Source organism: Sphingomonas sediminicola (assembly GCF_014489515.1).
GTDB classification, from domain to species: Bacteria; Pseudomonadota; Alphaproteobacteria; order Sphingomonadales; family Sphingomonadaceae; genus Sphingomicrobium; species Sphingomicrobium sediminicola.
The window spans coordinates 2,364,567-2,380,583 of the sequence record NZ_CP060782.1 but is presented as its reverse complement, the minus strand read 5'-3'; the positions used below and the strand labels follow the sequence as shown (position 1 = coordinate 2,380,583).

General features: G+C 63.5%; 14 protein-coding genes and 1 pseudogene. 10 read left to right on the top strand and 5 right to left on the bottom strand.

All coding sequences use genetic code 11. From position 1 onward, the window contains the following. Position 1: 1 nt before the first annotated feature. Entirely contained in the window at positions 2-1,360 is a 1,359-nt protein-coding gene (gene mgtE, locus H9L14_RS12790) for a magnesium transporter (protein WP_187709979.1), read from the bottom strand. 172 nt (positions 1,361-1,532) lie between these two features. On the opposite strand from mgtE, the gene H9L14_RS12785 reads away from it, so the two are divergent. From H9L14_RS12785 to H9L14_RS12775, 3 genes and pseudogenes are all read left to right on the top strand, one after another. Beyond that, on the top strand, positions 1,533-1,997 hold the full coding sequence (locus H9L14_RS12785; RefSeq protein WP_187708399.1) for a peptidylprolyl isomerase: 465 nt from the start codon (positions 1,533-1,535) through the stop codon (positions 1,995-1,997). A gap of 4 nt (positions 1,998-2,001) precedes the next feature. Then, positions 2,002-2,762 (top strand): annotated as a pseudogene (locus H9L14_RS12780) (SDR family NAD(P)-dependent oxidoreductase). A gap of 90 nt (positions 2,763-2,852) precedes the next feature. Next, positions 2,853-5,171, top strand: a complete 2,319-nt coding sequence (locus H9L14_RS12775; RefSeq protein ID WP_187708398.1) for a CDC48 family AAA ATPase — start codon at positions 2,853-2,855, stop codon at positions 5,169-5,171. Here the strand turns inward: H9L14_RS12775 and H9L14_RS12770 are convergent. Further along, positions 5,168-6,466, bottom strand: a complete 1,299-nt coding sequence (locus tag H9L14_RS12770) for an MFS transporter (RefSeq protein WP_246444185.1) — start codon at positions 6,464-6,466, stop codon at positions 5,168-5,170. The genes H9L14_RS12775 and H9L14_RS12770 overlap by 4 nt on opposite strands. A gap of 75 nt (positions 6,467-6,541) precedes the next feature. Between H9L14_RS12770 and H9L14_RS12765 the strand changes: the two genes are divergently transcribed. The 4 genes from H9L14_RS12765 to H9L14_RS12750 all read left to right on the top strand — a co-directional run bounded on the left by H9L14_RS12765 (position 6,542) and on the right by H9L14_RS12750 (position 10,352). Next, positions 6,542-6,859 carry a hypothetical protein gene (locus H9L14_RS12765; RefSeq protein WP_187708397.1) on the top strand — a complete coding sequence of 106 codons (318 nt, stop codon included), beginning with the start codon at positions 6,542-6,544 and terminating at the stop codon, positions 6,857-6,859. A gap of 62 nt (positions 6,860-6,921) precedes the next feature. Next, positions 6,922-7,830, top strand: coding sequence for a sulfite exporter TauE/SafE family protein (locus tag H9L14_RS12760; RefSeq protein ID WP_187708396.1), 909 nt, complete (start codon positions 6,922-6,924; stop codon positions 7,828-7,830). A 44-nt stretch (positions 7,831-7,874) separates the two neighbouring features. After that, the gene (locus H9L14_RS12755; RefSeq protein WP_187709977.1) at positions 7,875-8,591 is read left to right on the top strand and encodes a TIGR02186 family protein; all 717 of its coding nucleotides are present in this window, start codon (positions 7,875-7,877) and stop codon (positions 8,589-8,591) included. A 75-nt stretch (positions 8,592-8,666) separates the two neighbouring features. Next, the gene (locus tag H9L14_RS12750; protein ID WP_187708395.1) at positions 8,667-10,352 is read left to right on the top strand and encodes an ATP-binding protein; all 1,686 of its coding nucleotides are present in this window, start codon (positions 8,667-8,669) and stop codon (positions 10,350-10,352) included. A gap of 4 nt (positions 10,353-10,356) precedes the next feature. On the opposite strand, the gene H9L14_RS12745 is transcribed toward H9L14_RS12750, so the two are convergent. Further along, positions 10,357-11,199 carry a helix-turn-helix domain-containing protein gene (locus tag H9L14_RS12745; RefSeq protein ID WP_222949835.1) on the bottom strand — a complete coding sequence of 281 codons (843 nt, stop codon included), beginning with the start codon at positions 11,197-11,199 and terminating at the stop codon, positions 10,357-10,359. A 242-nt stretch (positions 11,200-11,441) separates the two neighbouring features. Between H9L14_RS12745 and H9L14_RS15175 the strand changes: the two genes are divergently transcribed. Together H9L14_RS15175 and H9L14_RS15170 are read left to right on the top strand one after the other, a co-directional pair. Beyond that, positions 11,442-11,654, top strand: a complete 213-nt coding sequence (locus H9L14_RS15175) for a rhodanese-like domain-containing protein (protein ID WP_222949834.1) — start codon at positions 11,442-11,444, stop codon at positions 11,652-11,654. Positions 11,655-11,665: 11 nt separating this feature from the next. Next, positions 11,666-11,848 (top strand): rhodanese-like domain-containing protein, encoded by a 183-nt coding sequence (locus H9L14_RS15170; protein ID WP_222949833.1) that lies wholly within the window; start codon positions 11,666-11,668, stop codon positions 11,846-11,848. A gap of 53 nt (positions 11,849-11,901) precedes the next feature. Here the strand turns inward: H9L14_RS15170 and H9L14_RS12735 are convergent, their stop codons facing one another. Further along, positions 11,902-12,666 (bottom strand): transporter, encoded by a 765-nt coding sequence (locus H9L14_RS12735; protein WP_187708394.1) that lies wholly within the window; start codon positions 12,664-12,666, stop codon positions 11,902-11,904. Further along, complete coding sequence (locus H9L14_RS12730) at positions 12,663-14,573, bottom strand: potassium transporter Kup (RefSeq protein ID WP_425506912.1); 1,911 nt, start codon at positions 14,571-14,573, stop codon at positions 12,663-12,665. Before H9L14_RS12730 ends, H9L14_RS12735 begins: the two co-directional genes overlap by 4 nt. 96 nt (positions 14,574-14,669) lie before the next feature. Here H9L14_RS12730 and H9L14_RS12725 point away from each other — a divergent pair, with 96 nt between their 5' ends. Then, the gene (locus H9L14_RS12725) at positions 14,670-16,010 is read left to right on the top strand and encodes a DUF4118 domain-containing protein (RefSeq protein ID WP_187708393.1); all 1,341 of its coding nucleotides are present in this window, start codon (positions 14,670-14,672) and stop codon (positions 16,008-16,010) included. Positions 16,011-16,017: the final 7 nt, after the last annotated feature.

Sequence of the window (16,017 nt, the reverse complement as noted above, 5' to 3'; positions counted from 1 at the left end):
TCTAACGGACCAGCCCGACCCCGGTCGCGAGTCCCAGAAAGAGCAGGAAGCCCATCGAATCCGTCATCATGGTGACGAAGATGCTGCTCGCAACCGCGGGGTCCGCTCCATAACGCTCGAGCGTCAGTGGAATGAGGACGCCTGCCAGACCTGCAACGAGGATGTTGAAGAGCATCGCCACGGCAATCACGCCGCCCAACTGAGGGCTTCCGAGCACGAGCGTAACACCGACGCCGATTAGGACGGCAATTGTCAAACCGTTGAGAAGCGCGACCCGGATCTCTCGACCTACCGCGCGCCATCGGTTCGATCCTGTAAGCTGGTTTGTCGCGAGGGCCCGGACGGTGACCGCGAGCGTCTGCGTTCCAGCATTGCCGCCGACACCGGCAACGATCGGCATGAGCACCGCCAGGATCGCCAGGCGTTCGATCGAATGCTCGAACTGCCGGATGACGAACGCCGCGACGAGCGCGGTGAGTAGGTTGGCGATCAGCCAGCGAACGCGGGCGCGATAACTCTCCGTCACCGGCTCGTTGATGTCGCCCTCGTCGCCCGCGCCAGAGAGAAGCAGGACGTCCTCGCTCGCTTCTTCCTGGATGATGTGGATGACGTCGTCGACGGTAATCATCCCGACGAGCCGGCTTTCAGTGTCGACCACTGCCGCCGAGACAAGCGCATATTTCTGGAAGCGGAGCGCAACGTCTTCCTGGTCCATGTCGACCGGGATCAAAGTCTGATCCCGTTTCATGATGCTGCTGACCAGCGTCGTTCTCGGGCTGCGAAGGATCGTCGAAAGCTTGCAAGTCCCGACCGGGTGGTGGTCGGGCGAGACTACGAAGACTTCCCAGAAGTCGGTTGGAAGTTCGTCTTCGGACCGCAGGTAATCGATGACCTGGCCGACCTTCCAATGCTCGGGAACAGCGCACAAATCGCGCTGCATCAACCGGCCCGCGGATTCTTCCGGATAACTGAGCGCTTCCTCGACCGCGGCGCGGTCGTCCGGCTCCATCTTTTCGAGGACGGCCTGCCGCTCGTCCCGATCGAGATCCTCGATCAGGGCGACCGCGTCGTCGGTTTCCATCTGGCCTGCGAGGTCGGCAACCTGCTGCGGCTCCATCTCGTCGATCAGGTCTTCGCGAACGAAGTCGTTGAGCTCGGCAAGGACGTCCGGGCTGATGATCCCGGCCAGAGCCTTGACCAGACCCTCGCGCTCGTCGCCGCGGGCAAGCTCGATCAGGTCGGCGACGTCGGCCGGGTGGAGTGGCTGCACCAGTTCGCGCGCGACCGCATCGTCGCCGGCTTCGACTGCGTCCAGGACCCTGTCGACGAACTCGGGCCGAAGCCGATCTTCCTCATCGATCGGCGCCTGAGCCTTCTGCTCGGGGCGGCGGTTGCGATGTTCTCGCTCTCGCTCATGCCTAAATCCCCCGCTCGACCCGTGAGGGCCGTCCTATTGCCGCGCCCGCACTGGCGCAACCCGCTTGGGCCGCCTAAATCGCCGCCAACTTTCCTCTTTTGACCGGAGCAGACCGATGGCCGACGACGAACGCCTTGTATTCAACCTTTCGAGCGGCGGCGATGTCGTCATCAAACTGCGCCCCGATCTCGCGCCCGGCCACGTTGATCGGATCAAGGAGCTGGCGAAAAGCGGTTTCTACGACGGCGTCCTTTTCCACCGCGTGATTCCCGGCTTTATGGCCCAGGGCGGTGACCCGACCGGCCGCGGCACCGGCGGCTCCAACCTTCCGAACCTCAAGGCCGAATTCAGCCGCGAACCGCACGTCCGCGGCATTTGCTCGATGGCTCGCACTCAGGATCCCAACAGCGCCAACAGCCAGTTCTTCATCTGCTTCGACGACGCTCGCTTCCTCGACAACCAGTACACCGTTTGGGGTGAGGTCGAGAGCGGCATGGAGCATGTCGACGCGCTTCCGAAGGGCGAGCCGCCGGCGAACCCGGGCAAGATCATGAAGGCCGAAATCAGGCCGGCGAGCTAAGGCGATGGACCCGAGGCCGGCGACTCTCATCACGGGCGCGTCCGCCGGCCTCGGCGTCGAATTCGCCAGGCAATGTGCAGCGCGCGGCGACGAGGTCATTCTCGTCGCGCGCCGAAAGGATCGCCTCAACAAGCTCGCCGCCGAACTCGGCAAGGCGCACGTCATTGCCGCCGATCTGGGCAAGCCAAACTCGCCGGCCAAGTTGCTTGAGGAGATCAAGTCACGCGGGCTGTGGGTCAGGACGCTCATCAACAATGCCGGTTTCGGACTTCGCGGTCGGTTCGACGCGCTGCCGCTCGATCGCCAGCTTGAGATGATTGACCTCAATATCCGGTCCCTGACCAATCTGACCTTCATCGTTATCGATGACATGCGAGCGCACGGGGCGGATCGATTCTCAACGTTGCCTCGACCGCCGCATTCCAGCCAGGCCCGAACATGGCGGTCTATTTCGCGACCAAGGCCTACGTTCTCTCGTTCACCGAAGCGCTGCACGAGGAGTGGAAGGACCGCGGGATCAAGGTGAGCGCGCTTTGTCCCGGCCCGACGCGGACCGAGTTCGGCGACGTGGCAGGGATCAAGACGCTCGGAAGTTTTGACCGCCTTGCGATGGAAGCGGAGCCGGTCGTCAGGGCAGGACTAGAAGGGCTCGACCGCAATCAAGCGATCGTGATTCCAGGCGCGACGAACAAGATCGGGGCCTGGTCGACGCGCCTGGCTCCACGCTCGACGGTCCGAAAGATTGCCGGGTCGCTCAAGTTCTGAAGGGGTTTTCTTGGGCTTCAGCCGCACCACATTGAACCCAATCACGCTGCAGCCGTTACGCTAGCGGCACGAAAATGGAGGAATGGTCGCGTGGCCGATACGGATACTCTCGAACGACCGACTACGGCCCGCGTGCAGGTGGCGAACCTTCCGCCGGCGGACGGTGGCCGTGGTTTTGCCCGGCTATCCCTCAACCTGATGAAGTCGCTCGGCCTTAACGAAGGCGACGTGATCGAGATTGTCGGCAAGCGGTCGACGACTGCTCGCGCCCTCCGACCTTATCCCGACGATGCCGGCCTCGATATCATTCGTCTCGACGGCCTGCAGCGCTCCAACGCCCGTGTCGGATCGGGCGACTATGTCGAGGTCAAGAAAGCCGAATCGAAAGCGGCGACGCGCGTGGTCTTCGCGCCGGCCACCGACAATATCCGTCTCCAGGGCTCGGCGATCGCCTTGAAGCGCAGCTTCGCGGGACGGCCGGTGACCGAAGGCGACGTCGTTGCCACGACCGGGCACCAGCGAATCGATTCAAATATTCCCGAAGAAGTCCGGCAGATGCTCAACGCGCCTGCCTTCGCGCTTCATGAGGTTCGGTTGAACGTCGTCAGCACGACGCCCAAGGGCATCGTCCATGTCGACGCCAACACGCAGATCGAGCTGCTCCCCGAATATGCCAAAGGCGAAGGCGAGCGCCGCGCGGACGTCACGTACGACGACCTCGGAGGCATGCGCGACACGATCGACGCGCTGCGCGAGATGGTCGAGCTTCCGTTGCGCCATCCCGAACTGTTCCAGCGCCTCGGCGTCGATCCGCCCAAGGGCGTGCTGCTCCACGGCCCGCCCGGCACCGGCAAGACCCGGCTTGCGCGAGCGGTCGCGAACGAGAGCGATGCGAAATTCTTCCACATCGCGGGGCCGGAGATCATGGGCTCGGCCTATGGCGAGAGCGAGAAGAAGTTGCGCGAACTTTTCGAGCAGGCCGCCGAATCCGCCCCGTCGATCATCTTCATCGACGAAATCGATTCGATTGCGCCCAAGCGCAGCCAAGTGACGGGCGAGGCCGAAAAGCGGCTCGTCGCGCAGCTCCTCAGCCTGATGGACGGGCTGGAGCCGCGCCAGAACCTCGTCGTGATTGCCGCGACCAACCGGCCGGAAGCGATCGACGAGGCGCTTCGTCGCCCTGGCCGGTTCGACCGCGAGATCGTAGTCGGCGTTCCCGACGAAAAGGGACGGCGCGAGATTCTCGGGATCCACACCAGAGGCATGCCTCTCAGCGCGGAGGTGGATCTCGATGAGCTGGCACGGCAGACCTACGGCTTCGTCGGCGCGGATCTTGCAGCGCTGACTCGCGAGGCGGCGCTGGAGGCAGTCCGGCGGATCATGCCGCGCCTCAACCTTGAGGACGAGGCTATTCCTACCGAGATCCTCGATGCTCTGTCGGTCGAACCACACGACTTCATCAATGCGCTGAAGCGCGTGCAGCCTTCCGCAATGCGCGAGGTCATGGTCGAGACGCCGTCGGTCAACTGGGACGACGTCGGCGGCCTCGATGCGGCGCGCGACCGGCTCCGCGAAGGTGTCGAGCTCCCGCTCAAGCATCCGGAAGCATTCCGCCGCCTTGGTATCCGTCCGGCCAAGGGTTTCCTGCTCTATGGCCCGCCGGGAACAGGAAAGACCTTGCTCGCCAAGGCGACCGCGCGCGAGAGCGAAGCGAATTTCATCGCGACCAAGTCGTCCGACCTGCTCAGCAAATGGTACGGTGAAAGCGAGCAGCAGATCGCCCGCCTGTTCGCACGCGCCCGGCAGGTCGCACCGACGATCATCTTCATCGACGAACTCGACAGCCTCGTGCCCGCGCGCGGCGCCGGTCTTGGCGAACCGCAGGTGACTGAGAGGGTGGTCAACACGATCCTCGCCGAGATGGACGGGCTCGAAGAGCTCAACAATGTCGTGGTCATCGGCGCGACCAACCGGCCGAACCTGATCGACCCGGCGTTGCTTCGGCCAGGCCGGCTCGACGAACTAATCTACGTCGGCACTCCGGACACTGCCGGCCGGCGGCGGATTCTCGCAATCCACACTGAGGAAATGCCGCTCGCCAAGGACGTCGACCTCGAATCGCTCGCCCAGCGGACCGAGCGTTTCACCGGCGCCGATCTCGAGGATTTGGTCCGCCGTGCCGGATTGACCGCGCTTCGTCGCGGACTCGAGGCGAAGGAAGTGACGATGGCCGACTTCGAGGCCGCCCTTACCGAGACCCGCGCTTCGGTCACGCCCGAAATGCTCGACGAATATGAGCGCATCCAACGGACATTGAAAAGCGAAGCGGTGCGACCGACAGGTATCGGCTTCGTTCTTCCGGGAATGCTCCGGTCACGCGGCGGCGACGGTAAGGGCTCGGACCACTAAAAGCGCGGAAGCGCGCGTCGGGACCAGATCGCCAGAGCGACGAGCAGCGCGGACGAAATTGCGAACGGCAGGTTCGGGTTGACGAGGTAGAGCGCCATGCCGAGGGCCGGTGCGGCCACCCAGCTGATGCCGTTCGCTGCCGTGATCAGCCCTGCCACTCCGCCTTGCTCCGCCAGCGGGACCGCAAGCGACGCACCGCCGGTGAAGCCCGGCCGGGTGAAGCCGAATCCGAGCGAAGCAAGTGCGAACGACAAAGTGATTCCATAAAGGTCGCGAGCGATCATGGCTCCGGCGAGCCCGATCGCGGCCACCAACGCCCCTGAGAAAATCAGGGCCTGCGGCTTCAGGTTCAGCCTCGGGATCAGGCCCCATTGTGCCGCCAAGGTGGCGGACGCGCCCGCCATCATCACGATCGCGATCGAGGCTTCCGATCCATGCGGCTCGAGGTTGAGCCGGTCGATCACGAAGAAACCGATGCAGGTCAAAGTCGCCGCCTGCGCATGGCCGGCCGCGACGCCAGCCATGATCCACGACCGAACGCGGGAGTCCTTCCAGCTTAACCTCTTGCTCCTCGGCGACGTCGCCGCGACGACGCTAGCTCCTGTCGGCTGCGAGGCTCCTGACGGATAGCTCATTGCCGCGCCATGGCCGATGCGGCGGCCATATCGATCGTTCGGAAGCCACAGAAGAACTGCGGCGAATACGGCGATTGCGATCAGCGCAAAGGCGAACAAAGGGCCGGCCAAGCCTACCAGCGGAAGGACGAACAACGGCGCGACCGCCGGACCGATGATCGTTCCAAGGCCGAAGGAACTGGAGAGCGCCGACAAGGCAGCGACGCGGCCGCCCCTTCTCGTCTTCGCTGCGAGATAGGCCTGGGTTGCGGAAGGCGTCGAACTGCCCAGAGCGCCGTAGATTGCCCGGAACATGCCGAACAAAAGGAACGTCACTCCTCCGCCGATCGCGCCGATCAGGCCGAGGTGAAGGACAGTCCCACACAACAAGCTTGATGCGATGAATCCCGACAGTCCGAGCAGGGTAAGCGCCTTGCGTCCGTGGTGATCGCTCTTCTCGGCCCAGAAAGGCGCGAGCGCGACCCACAGGACCGCCGACCAGGTGTAGGCGACCGCAACCCAGAAATCGGAGATCCCGATCTCGCGTCCTATGGCCGGCATCACCGATTGCAGCGCTGTATTGCCCGAGGCGGCGACCAGCATTGCTGCATAAAGCAGCAGGAAATGAGTGCGCGTCAGCGCGGTCGTTCCGACCTTTAGCCTCGTCGATTCCCGGAGCACGCGACTCTCTAGCAACAGGTTCGAGGCCAAGAAACCGCCGGAACGGATCAATCTTGAGGAAGAGCCGATGTACCGATGTGGTGCAGTCTGAGGGGCGCTCGGTGGGACCTGTTCCTCGACGGCTATGGCCCAGGGGGCGTTGTCGGCATCCGCAGCCGCGACCTGTTCGCCGACGGCGGCCTTGCTGTCTCGCGTCCAGTCTGGGGCCGTTTCTCTGCCGATCTCGGTGTCTGGGGCGGGTACCCGCCCGGCCTTTATCGCGTCGATGCTGGTGCGCGGATTTCGGTGCGCGTGCGCTCGAACGTGAATGTTCATCTCGACTGGCGTCAGAGGCTGGCGGGTACGGCCGAGCCGGATTCCGGACCGGCGGTAACATTGGGGGCCAAATTCTAGCCGCCGAAAACAGCCGTTGCGCTTGGCCTCAAGCCGACTTTGCCGCTAGTCCTTCGTTGCCGATGGACATCTACCTCCCGATCGCCGGCCAGTCGGTCAATGCGCTGTTGATCATCGCGCTTGGCGGGGTCGTCGGCATCCTGTCGGGCATGTTCGGTGTCGGCGGCGGCTTCCTAACGACGCCACTGCTGATCTTCTACGGAATCCCGCCGACCGTGGCGGTCGCATCGGCGACGACGCAGATCACGGGCGCCAGCGTGACCGGTGCCATGGCTCACATGCGGCGCGGCGGCGCGGATTTGCAGATGGGCGCGGTGGTGGTTGCCGGCGGCATCATCGGCTCGCTGGTGGGCGCCGCGATATTCCGTGCTCTGCAGGCGAGCGGCCAGATCGATGTCGTCATCGGCTTCATGTACGTCGTTCTGCTTGGCTACATCGGCGTGCTCATGCTCAAGGATGCGCTGATTGCGCTCGGTTATGTGAAGGCCGCCGCGCCGCGCCAGAGACCGAGGCACAATCGCTGGGTGGCCACCCTCCCGCTCCGCTGGCGCTTCTACAAGTCGGGTCTCTACATCTCCCCGCTGGCGCCGCTCGCGCTCGGCTTCGGCGCGGGCATCCTGACCATGCTGCTTGGCGTCGGAGGCGGCTTCGTACTCGTCCCGGCGATGATCTATATCCTGGGTATGCCGGCCCGCGTCGTGATCGGCACGTCGCTCGCAATCATCCTGGTTATCAGCGCGGGCACGACGATGGTCCACGCGCTGACCACACGGTCGGTCGACATCGTCCTTGCGGCGCTCCTCCTCGTCGGTGGCGTCGTCGGTGCCCAGTACGGCGCAGCGCTCGCCACTCGAATGAAGCCCGACTTCCTTCGCCTTGCGCTTGCGGTCGTCATTCTCCTCGTCGGGATGCGGATGGCGCTCGGGCTTGCCTGGCGTCCGGACGAGATCTTCACGGTGGAATATCTGTGAAGATCGGTCGCGCCTTGGTGCTTGCGATCGTTTCGCTCGCACTGATGGCGCAGGCAAAGCCCGTGCTCGTTCCGGACGTGTCGGCGCGCAGGATCGAGATCCGCTACAGCTTCTCGGGCGCCCAGCTCCTCCTATTCGGAGCGATCCTCTATCCACGCGGCCGGTTGCCGGAGCGCGCCCCGGACATCGCGGTGGTCCTTCGCGGACCGGTGCAGCCGATCCTCATCCGTGAAAAGCAGAAGATCGCCGGAATCTGGATGAACGCGGATTCGGCGCGCTTCCGGTCGGCGCCCGCTTTCTACGCAGTGGCCTCGTCACGGCCGATTTCGCAGCTCGTCGATGAGCGCACGGCGGCGATCTACGAAATCGGCCTGCAGAATTTGCAGCTTTCGCCGGGCTCGGGAGCGTTGCCGGAAAAGGCGCGCCACTTCGAGGCCGGACTGATCGATCTTCGAAAGCGCAACGGCGTTTACTACGAAAGCCCGCGCGGCGTCGAAATCAGCGAAGGCGTGCTCTACCGCGCCCGCATTTCCATCCCGAGTCAGGTGCCCGTGGGGACCTACACGGCCGAGACTTTCCTCATCCAGGATGGCCGGGTGCTCGCCGTCGCCACACGCGACATCTACATCGGCAAGAGCGGATTCGAGCGCTGGGTATCCCTCGTCGCCCGCCGCCACGAGTTCCTCTACGGCCTTGCTGCGGTGGTGATGTCGCTGTTCCTCGGATGGGCTGCCGCGATGGTGTTCCGGCGCCGCTTCTAGACCTTAAGGTAAATCTTAACCGCTCGCGCTTACCAGTTTGCTCCAGATCAAGTTAACGCGAGTTGGGGCGGATTAATGGACGAACAACCGAACCTGCAGAGTTTCGTAAACGAAATCAGCAGCTTCAGCGATGATGGCGGCGCGCAATCGAAAGCGGTGTCTGCGGCGGCAAGCCTTCAGGCTATTGGCGAGGTCGTCGAGATCGCCGGCTCGGGCTCGCGAATCCGGATGGATGGGGCGGTGCTCGCTAGTCTGCACAACCATTCCGATCCTTCGGTCGCCATGTCCGGCCAGGTCGGCAGCCAGGTAAAGATGTCAGTCGCCGGCAGCTGGCTTATCGCGAACGTCCGCACCATGAAGAGCGGCGACAACGGCGAGATCCTCGCGTCTATCGACTTCCTCGGCGAAGGCGCTCGGGATTCCGCAGGCAACATGTCCAACTTCCGTCGCGGTGTGACGCGCTATCCGATCCCGGGCGAAAAGGTTCTTGCAGTCTCGACGCAGGATCTCCGCTCGGTGTTCGCGGCTGACGACAGCCCGCACGTTGAGATCGGCACGGTCTATCCGACCGACGACATTCGCGGCGCACTCTACGTCGACCCGATGCTGTCGAAGCACTTCGCGATCCTCGGATCGACCGGTACCGGTAAGTCGACCTCGGTTTCGTTGATCCTGCACCGCATTTCGGAGCTCAGCCCCGAGGGTCACATCGTGATGATCGACCCGCACGGGGAGTATTCCGCAGCGTTCAAGGACTGCGGCGAGCTGTTCAACGTCGACAACCTTCAGCTTCCTTATTGGCTGATGAACTTCGAAGAGCATTGCGAGGTCATGCTGACCACGCATGGCTCGGAGCGTCAGCGCGACGCCGACATCCTCGCCAAGTGCCTTCTGGCTGCCCGCACCAAGGGCAAGAACGTCGAGCAGTTCGGCAAGGTGACCGTGGATTCACCGATCCCGTACCTTCTCGCCGACCTCAACGGCATCGTCGTGAATGAGATGGGCAAGCTGGAACGCGCCGGCGATACGCTTCCCTATCAGCGCCTGAAGACGAAGCTCGAAGAGCTTCGCGCCGACCCGCGATACACCTTCATGTTCTCGGGCATGCTCGTTTCAGACACGATGGGAGGCTTCCTCGCGAAGTTGTTCCGCCTTCCGAGCCACGGGCGTCCGATTTCAATCGTCGACGTGTCGGGCGTTCCATCCGAGATTACCTCGGTGGTGGTTTCGGTGCTCGCCCGCATGGTGTTCGACTATGCGATCTGGTCGCGGACAGAACCGCAGCGTCCGATCCTACTCGTTTGCGAAGAGGCTCACCGTTACGTCCCGAAGGACGAGAACGGCGGAGCCCAGGCCGTCCGCAAGATCCTCGAGCGTATCGCCAAGGAGGGCCGTAAGTACGGTGTGTCCCTCGGCCTCATCACGCAGCGTCCGTCCGACTTGGCGGAAGGCGTGCTGTCGCAGTGCGGTACGATCATCTCGATGCGTCTGAACAACGACCGAGACCAGGCCTGCGTGCGTGCGGCGATGCCGGAAGGTGCCCGCGGCTTCCTCGATGCGATCCCGGCGCTCCGCAACCGCGAGTGCATCGCCTGCGGCGAAGGCGTCGCGATCCCTATCCGTGTTCGCTTCGACGACCTCGAGCCGGAGAAGCGTCCGGCCTCCGCCGACCCGAGCTTCGCTGCCCTGTGGCGCGAGACCGGCGGCGAAGAGGGCATCATCCAGCGCACCGTCAAACGCTGGCGCGGCCACGGCCGTTGATCGGCTAGGCGTCCGCTCTGACCTGCGGACCGCCCGGTAGATAATTCCGCCGGTAAGTGGCGGGCGAGATCCCGAAGCGACGCCGGAAATGGTGTCGGAGCGCCTCGACCGACCCGAAGCCCGCTGCCGCAGATATCTCGTCGATTGAGCCGCGAGTTTGCTCGAGCAATTCTCGAGCCGCATCGATGCGAGTGTTGATCAGCCACTCGCCGGGAGTGGTCCCGGTCGCCTCGCGAAACCGGCGAAGGAACGTGCGCTCGCTCATCGCCGCCGCGCGGGCCAGCCGGCTGATGCTGTGATCTCCCGCCAGATTTGCGCGCATCGCGTCGAGCAGAGGTGCTAGCGTCCCGCGCTCCGGCACTACCGGCCGCTCGATATACTGCGCCTGTCCGCCTTCACGATGCGCCGGCATCACGAGGCGTCGCGCGACCGCGTTCGCTTTCTCGGCGCCGAAATCGCAACGGACCAGGTGAAGGAGCAGGTCGATGCCCGCCGAGCTGCCAGCTGAAGTAAAGATCCGTCCGTCGCCGATATAGAGAACGGATGCGTCCACGTTGACCTGTGGAAACCGGCGGGCGAGCGCCTCCGAGTAGCGCCAATGGGTCGCGACGGTCTTCCCGTCCAGCAATCCGGTTGCCGCCAGCACCGTTGCTCCCGAGCAGATCGACATTAGCCGCGCGCCACGGGAATGCGCTGCGACCAATCGCTCGATGAGGGACTGCGGTACTGGTGCATCGATCCCGCTCCACCCAGGGACCACGATTGTTCCGGCACTATCCAGCGCTTCGAGCCCGCAATCCGCCGTGATCGCGATGCCACCGCGCGCATGCATCCGGCCCGGTGCCACTGCTGCCGTCGAGAAACGGTACCAGTCCTCCCCATCTCCGGGCGGGCAAGGCCGAAGACCTCCGCCGCGATCCCGAATTCGAAAGTGCAAAGTCCGTCGTAAGCGAGCGCAACGACGCTTCTGTTGAAAGAGGACGGATCTTCCGGCGAGTTTGGCATGATCTTGCTGCTTATTGGCATTTACGCCACTCACCCGTGGATAGGAATAGCCTTATGTCCAGCGGATCAGAAGGAGACGATCCGATGTCCAATGGTGTCACCGAAATTCCGGCCGCCGACGCGACCAGGGCGCTGTCGCACTTCGCCGCAGCCTTCGAGTTCGAAACAGATTGCTGGGACACGCATCAGGCACTGGCGTCCGGTAATCCGGGTTTCGTGCTTCTCGACGTTCGCGGGCCGGCTCTGTTCGAGCGTGGTCACATCCCGGGGCGATCAACCTGCCTCACGGAAAGATAATCGGGTCGAAGATGGCGCAGTGGCCGGCGGACACGCTTTTCGTAACCTATTGCGCCGGCCCGCACTGCAACGGCGCCGCGCGCGGCGCGCTTCGGCTGGCGAGGTTGGACCGGCCGGTGAAGATCATGGCCGGAGGGATCACCGGCTGGCTCGACGAGGGCTTCCCCCTCGAAACTGAGTTGCCTGAAGCTTGAGTGCGATCTTAATTTGAACCCACCCGTGAACCTTCAAATCTCGCGCGCTCCGGTCAGAAACGTAGGGACAAGCCTCCGTACAGTTCGACGTCCGGCGTGTCCCGCGTAAGACCGATATTTGCACCGGTGTCGGTCTGGACGGAGTCGGACACGGCGTAAGCCAGCGCCGCATCCACTGACGCCTGCTTCATTGTTCCGGAAGGGTCGAGATTGACGTTCGTCCAAAGCTCACCGGCCAAGGTGAGCCTTGGAGCCAGCGGCCCGGCAACGTTAACGAGGTTCACGACCGCGAAGTGTCGGCCGTGGCCGTCCGCATCGGCAAGCACGTCGACTTCCGGTCCGAATGTCACGGATAAGGTTCGCGAAGCCGGAATGCTCACTGGGACGGAGACGCCTCCCTCGAGCTTGCCGTTTCCAATTGCCCGGGCAGCGGTCGGCAACTTCAAAAATGGAATGACTCCTACCTGGGTTCCCGTATCGCCGGTCGTTAGGCGATGCTTGTAGCGAACGGTCAGGTCCCCGAACCCCGAGGCCCGCGTTCGCGAAGCGGCGACTGAGAGCTTGAGCTTCGTGTAAGGTGTGAAGCCGACCTGAAGGTCCGAATGATTGGAGAGACCGAGTTTCACAACGGTCGACCCAAGTGTGATCAGCTCAGTCCGAGTTTTCTGTATCCTGGTCAGACTCCAATCGGCAACGCCAGCTTCTACCTGCAACCTGCCGGCCGGGACCGTGCATGTACCAGTCGCTTTTGCAGGCCGGTCCGCGCAGATCGGCGGAAGCGACGCCGCTACTGCCAAAAGCGCGATTCCCGCGCTCATATCCGAAGCTGGCTGCCGAGTTCGATCACCCGGTTGGTCGGGAGCTTGAAGAACTCCATCGCGCTTTCGGAGCTCTTCATCATCCAAGCGAACAGCTTTTCGCGCCACAACGCCATACCGGGCTGCTCCTTGGCCGCGATCAGCTTCTGGCGTCCGAGGAAGAAACTGGTGCTCATCATGTTGAAGCTATCGCCGCAAGACCCGATGCGGACCAGGTCGGCGGGCACATCGACCTCGTCCATGAAGCCGTAGTGGAGGATGACCCGGTAGAAGCCCTTGCCTGCGCCATGGGTCTCCAGCCTCTTCGCTGGAGGCACGTGGGGAACGTCCTCGACCTTCACGTTCAGGATAAGCACGCGCTCGTGGAGCACCTGGTTATGCTTGAGATTGTGGAGGAGGGCGGATGGCACGATATCCGCCGAGGTTGAAAGGAACACCGCCGTTCCGCGGACGCGGTGGACCGACCCCGCCGACTTGATGAAGACCTCGAGCGGAAGTGCATCCTCTTCGAGCCGGCGTCGCATCAGCGCCCGCCCGCGCGCCCAGGTCGTCAGCACGGTAAAAATCACCGCGGCAACTGCGAGTGGGAACCAGCCGCCGTCGGCGATCTTGGTGATGTTCGATGCAAAGAAGGCGCCGTCGACGATGGCGAACAGACCGATCGTGAAGGCCGCGACATAGCGGTTCCACTTCCAAACGCCGAAGATCAGGACGGCGAGCATGATCGTGGTGATGATCATCGTACCGCTGACGGCAATGCCGTAGGCCGACGCGAGGTTGGTCGACTCGCGGAAGCCGAGAACGAGCAGGACGACCATGATCAGCAGGCCCCAGTTCACCGCCGGAATGTAGATCTGGCCGGCCGCCTTGGCGCTCGTATGCTCTGTGCGAATGCGGGGCAGGAAGCCGAGCTGGACTGCCTGGTGGGTCACGGAGAATGCGCCGGAGATGACCGCCTGGCTGGCGATGATGGTGGCAGCGGTGGCGATGAAGACGAGCGGAAGTCGCGCCCATTCCGGAGCCATCAGGTAGAACGGATTCTCGACTGCTGAAGGCGTCGACAGCAACAGCGCGCCCTGTCCGAAATAGTTAAGCATCAGGCAGGGATAGACGAGCCCCAGCCAGGAGAAGCCGATCGCCCTTCGGCCGAAATGGCCCATGTCGGCATAAAGCGTCTCCGCGCCGGTCACGGCGAGGAAGACCGACCCCATAGCGAGGAATGCTAGCTTCGCATCGTGGGCAAAGAATTCGACTGCCCAGTAGGGGCTGAGCGCACCGGCGATCTCCGGATGTCGGATGATGTTCGATAAGCCGAGGGACGCGAGCGCCGCGAAGTAGATGAGGACGACCGGGCCGAATACGGCTCCGACCTTTGCCGTTCCTCGGGACTGGACGAGGAAGAGCGCGATCAGGATGACGATCGCGATCGGGATGACGAGCGGCTTTAGGCCGGATTGAACGATGGTCAGCCCCTCGACCGCCGAAAGCACGGAAATGGCGGGCGTGATCATTGCGTCGCCGTAGAACAGCGCGGTCGCGAGGACACCGAGCATCACGAGCCCCGACGCCCATCTTTTCTCGCCGAGGTTGCGCGAGATGAGGGCGAGCAGCGCGAACGATCCCCCCTCACCCTTATTGTCGGCGCGCATTGCGACCAGCACATATTTCACGGTCACGATCATCATGAGCGACCAGAAGATGAGGCTCAGCACTCCAAAGATGTGCAACGGGTCGACCGCCAGCGGGTGTGGCCCGATGAAGCTTTCCTTCATCGCGTAGAGCGGGGACGTGCCGATGTCGCCGTACACGACGCCGACCGCGCCTAGCATCAAAGCGGGCAGGGAATGCTTTTGAGCGTCGATCGGTGCATCCGCGGAAACGGCAACGGGTTGGGAAAGTGTGGCCATGATCAACGCCATGTGCGGTCCATGGTCGTAAAGATTCCATGTGGATTCCGGTACCCGGCCCTCGACGGTCGCGATCGCAGGGCGCACTTAGGTGCGATGAACCTCCTGTCCGCAAAGGAACGTTCGGCCGCTCGCCAGCTGCGCGGTTATGCCGAAGCACTGCTGATGGTCGCGACGTCGACGCTCATCGGCCTCGCAATGGCTCCGAGATGGGGCAATTCCTCCGTCGACCTGCTCTATCTCCCAGCCGTTCTGGTTGCCGGAGTGACGGCGGGGCTTGGCCCGGCGCTCGTCGCGGCGCTTGCGTCGGCGCTCGCCTACAATTTCTTTTTCACCGCGCCCCACCTCACCTTCCGGATCGACAATCCGAACGATATCGTGACGGTGATCGTCCTTTTCGCTGTTGCCGCCGTAACCAGTCAATTGGCAGCTTCGGTCCGCAGTCAGGCGCGTATCGCCGAAGCGCATGCCGCGCGGAGCGCGACCATCGCCGGTCTGGCGCGACGGCTGCTCTCCTGCACCACGGAGCAGGACATCGCCGAAGTGAGCACTCGCGAACTCGCTCAGGTGTTTGAGACCAATGCCGTGCTGCTGGCGGGGACGCCAGAACCTCGCATGAAAGCAAGCGCTCCAGCCGAGGCAAGGCTCACACCGGGCGATATTGCCGTCGCCGCGCTGGTCATCGATCAGGGTGAACCCGCAGGCCGCGGCGTGGGACGCGCAGTGCCGACCGAATGGCAATTCCATCCGATACGATCGGGACGCGCGGTCATTGCCGCGATGGGTCTTGCGCGGGACGACGGCGGCCCGCCGCTCCGGCCCGAGCAAATCCCCTTGCTCGACAGTTTGCTCGACCAGGTGGCGCTCGCCCTGGAACGCGGGCGGCTGGAGGCCGAAGCGCGGGAGTTCGCGCGTACCCGCGAACACGACCGCGTCCGTTCAACCCTGCTATCGACGATCGGACAGGACATCGCGCCATCTCTGAAGGCAATCAGCAACGGGGTCCGCGAGCTGAAGCGCAAAGGTTCGGGCGACAAGGAGGTCGTTTCCGGCATCGGCGCGGAAGCGGGAAAGCTCGATCGTTACCTGACCAACCTGCTTGCCCTCGGGCCCGACTCCGATCAGCGGCCGATCGAAATAGATGGCGTAAGCATCGACCTCTTTCGGCGCGCGGTGTTTCGGGACGGTGAGGAGATACACCTCACTCCCAAGGAATTTGCGGTCCTCGCCGAGCTGGCGAAGCATTCGGGTAGGGTTTTGACGCACGCGCATCTGCTTCGAACCGCATGGGGACCGGCACAGGAAAGCCAGATCGACTATCTTCGCGTGGCCGTCCGAGCGCTGAGGCAGAAGCTCGAGCGAAATCCAGCGGAGCCTCGACTCATCATCAATGAGCCCGCTGTGGGCTACCGCCTCGGTGCAGTAGTCGAGTCCTGAGCTGAGG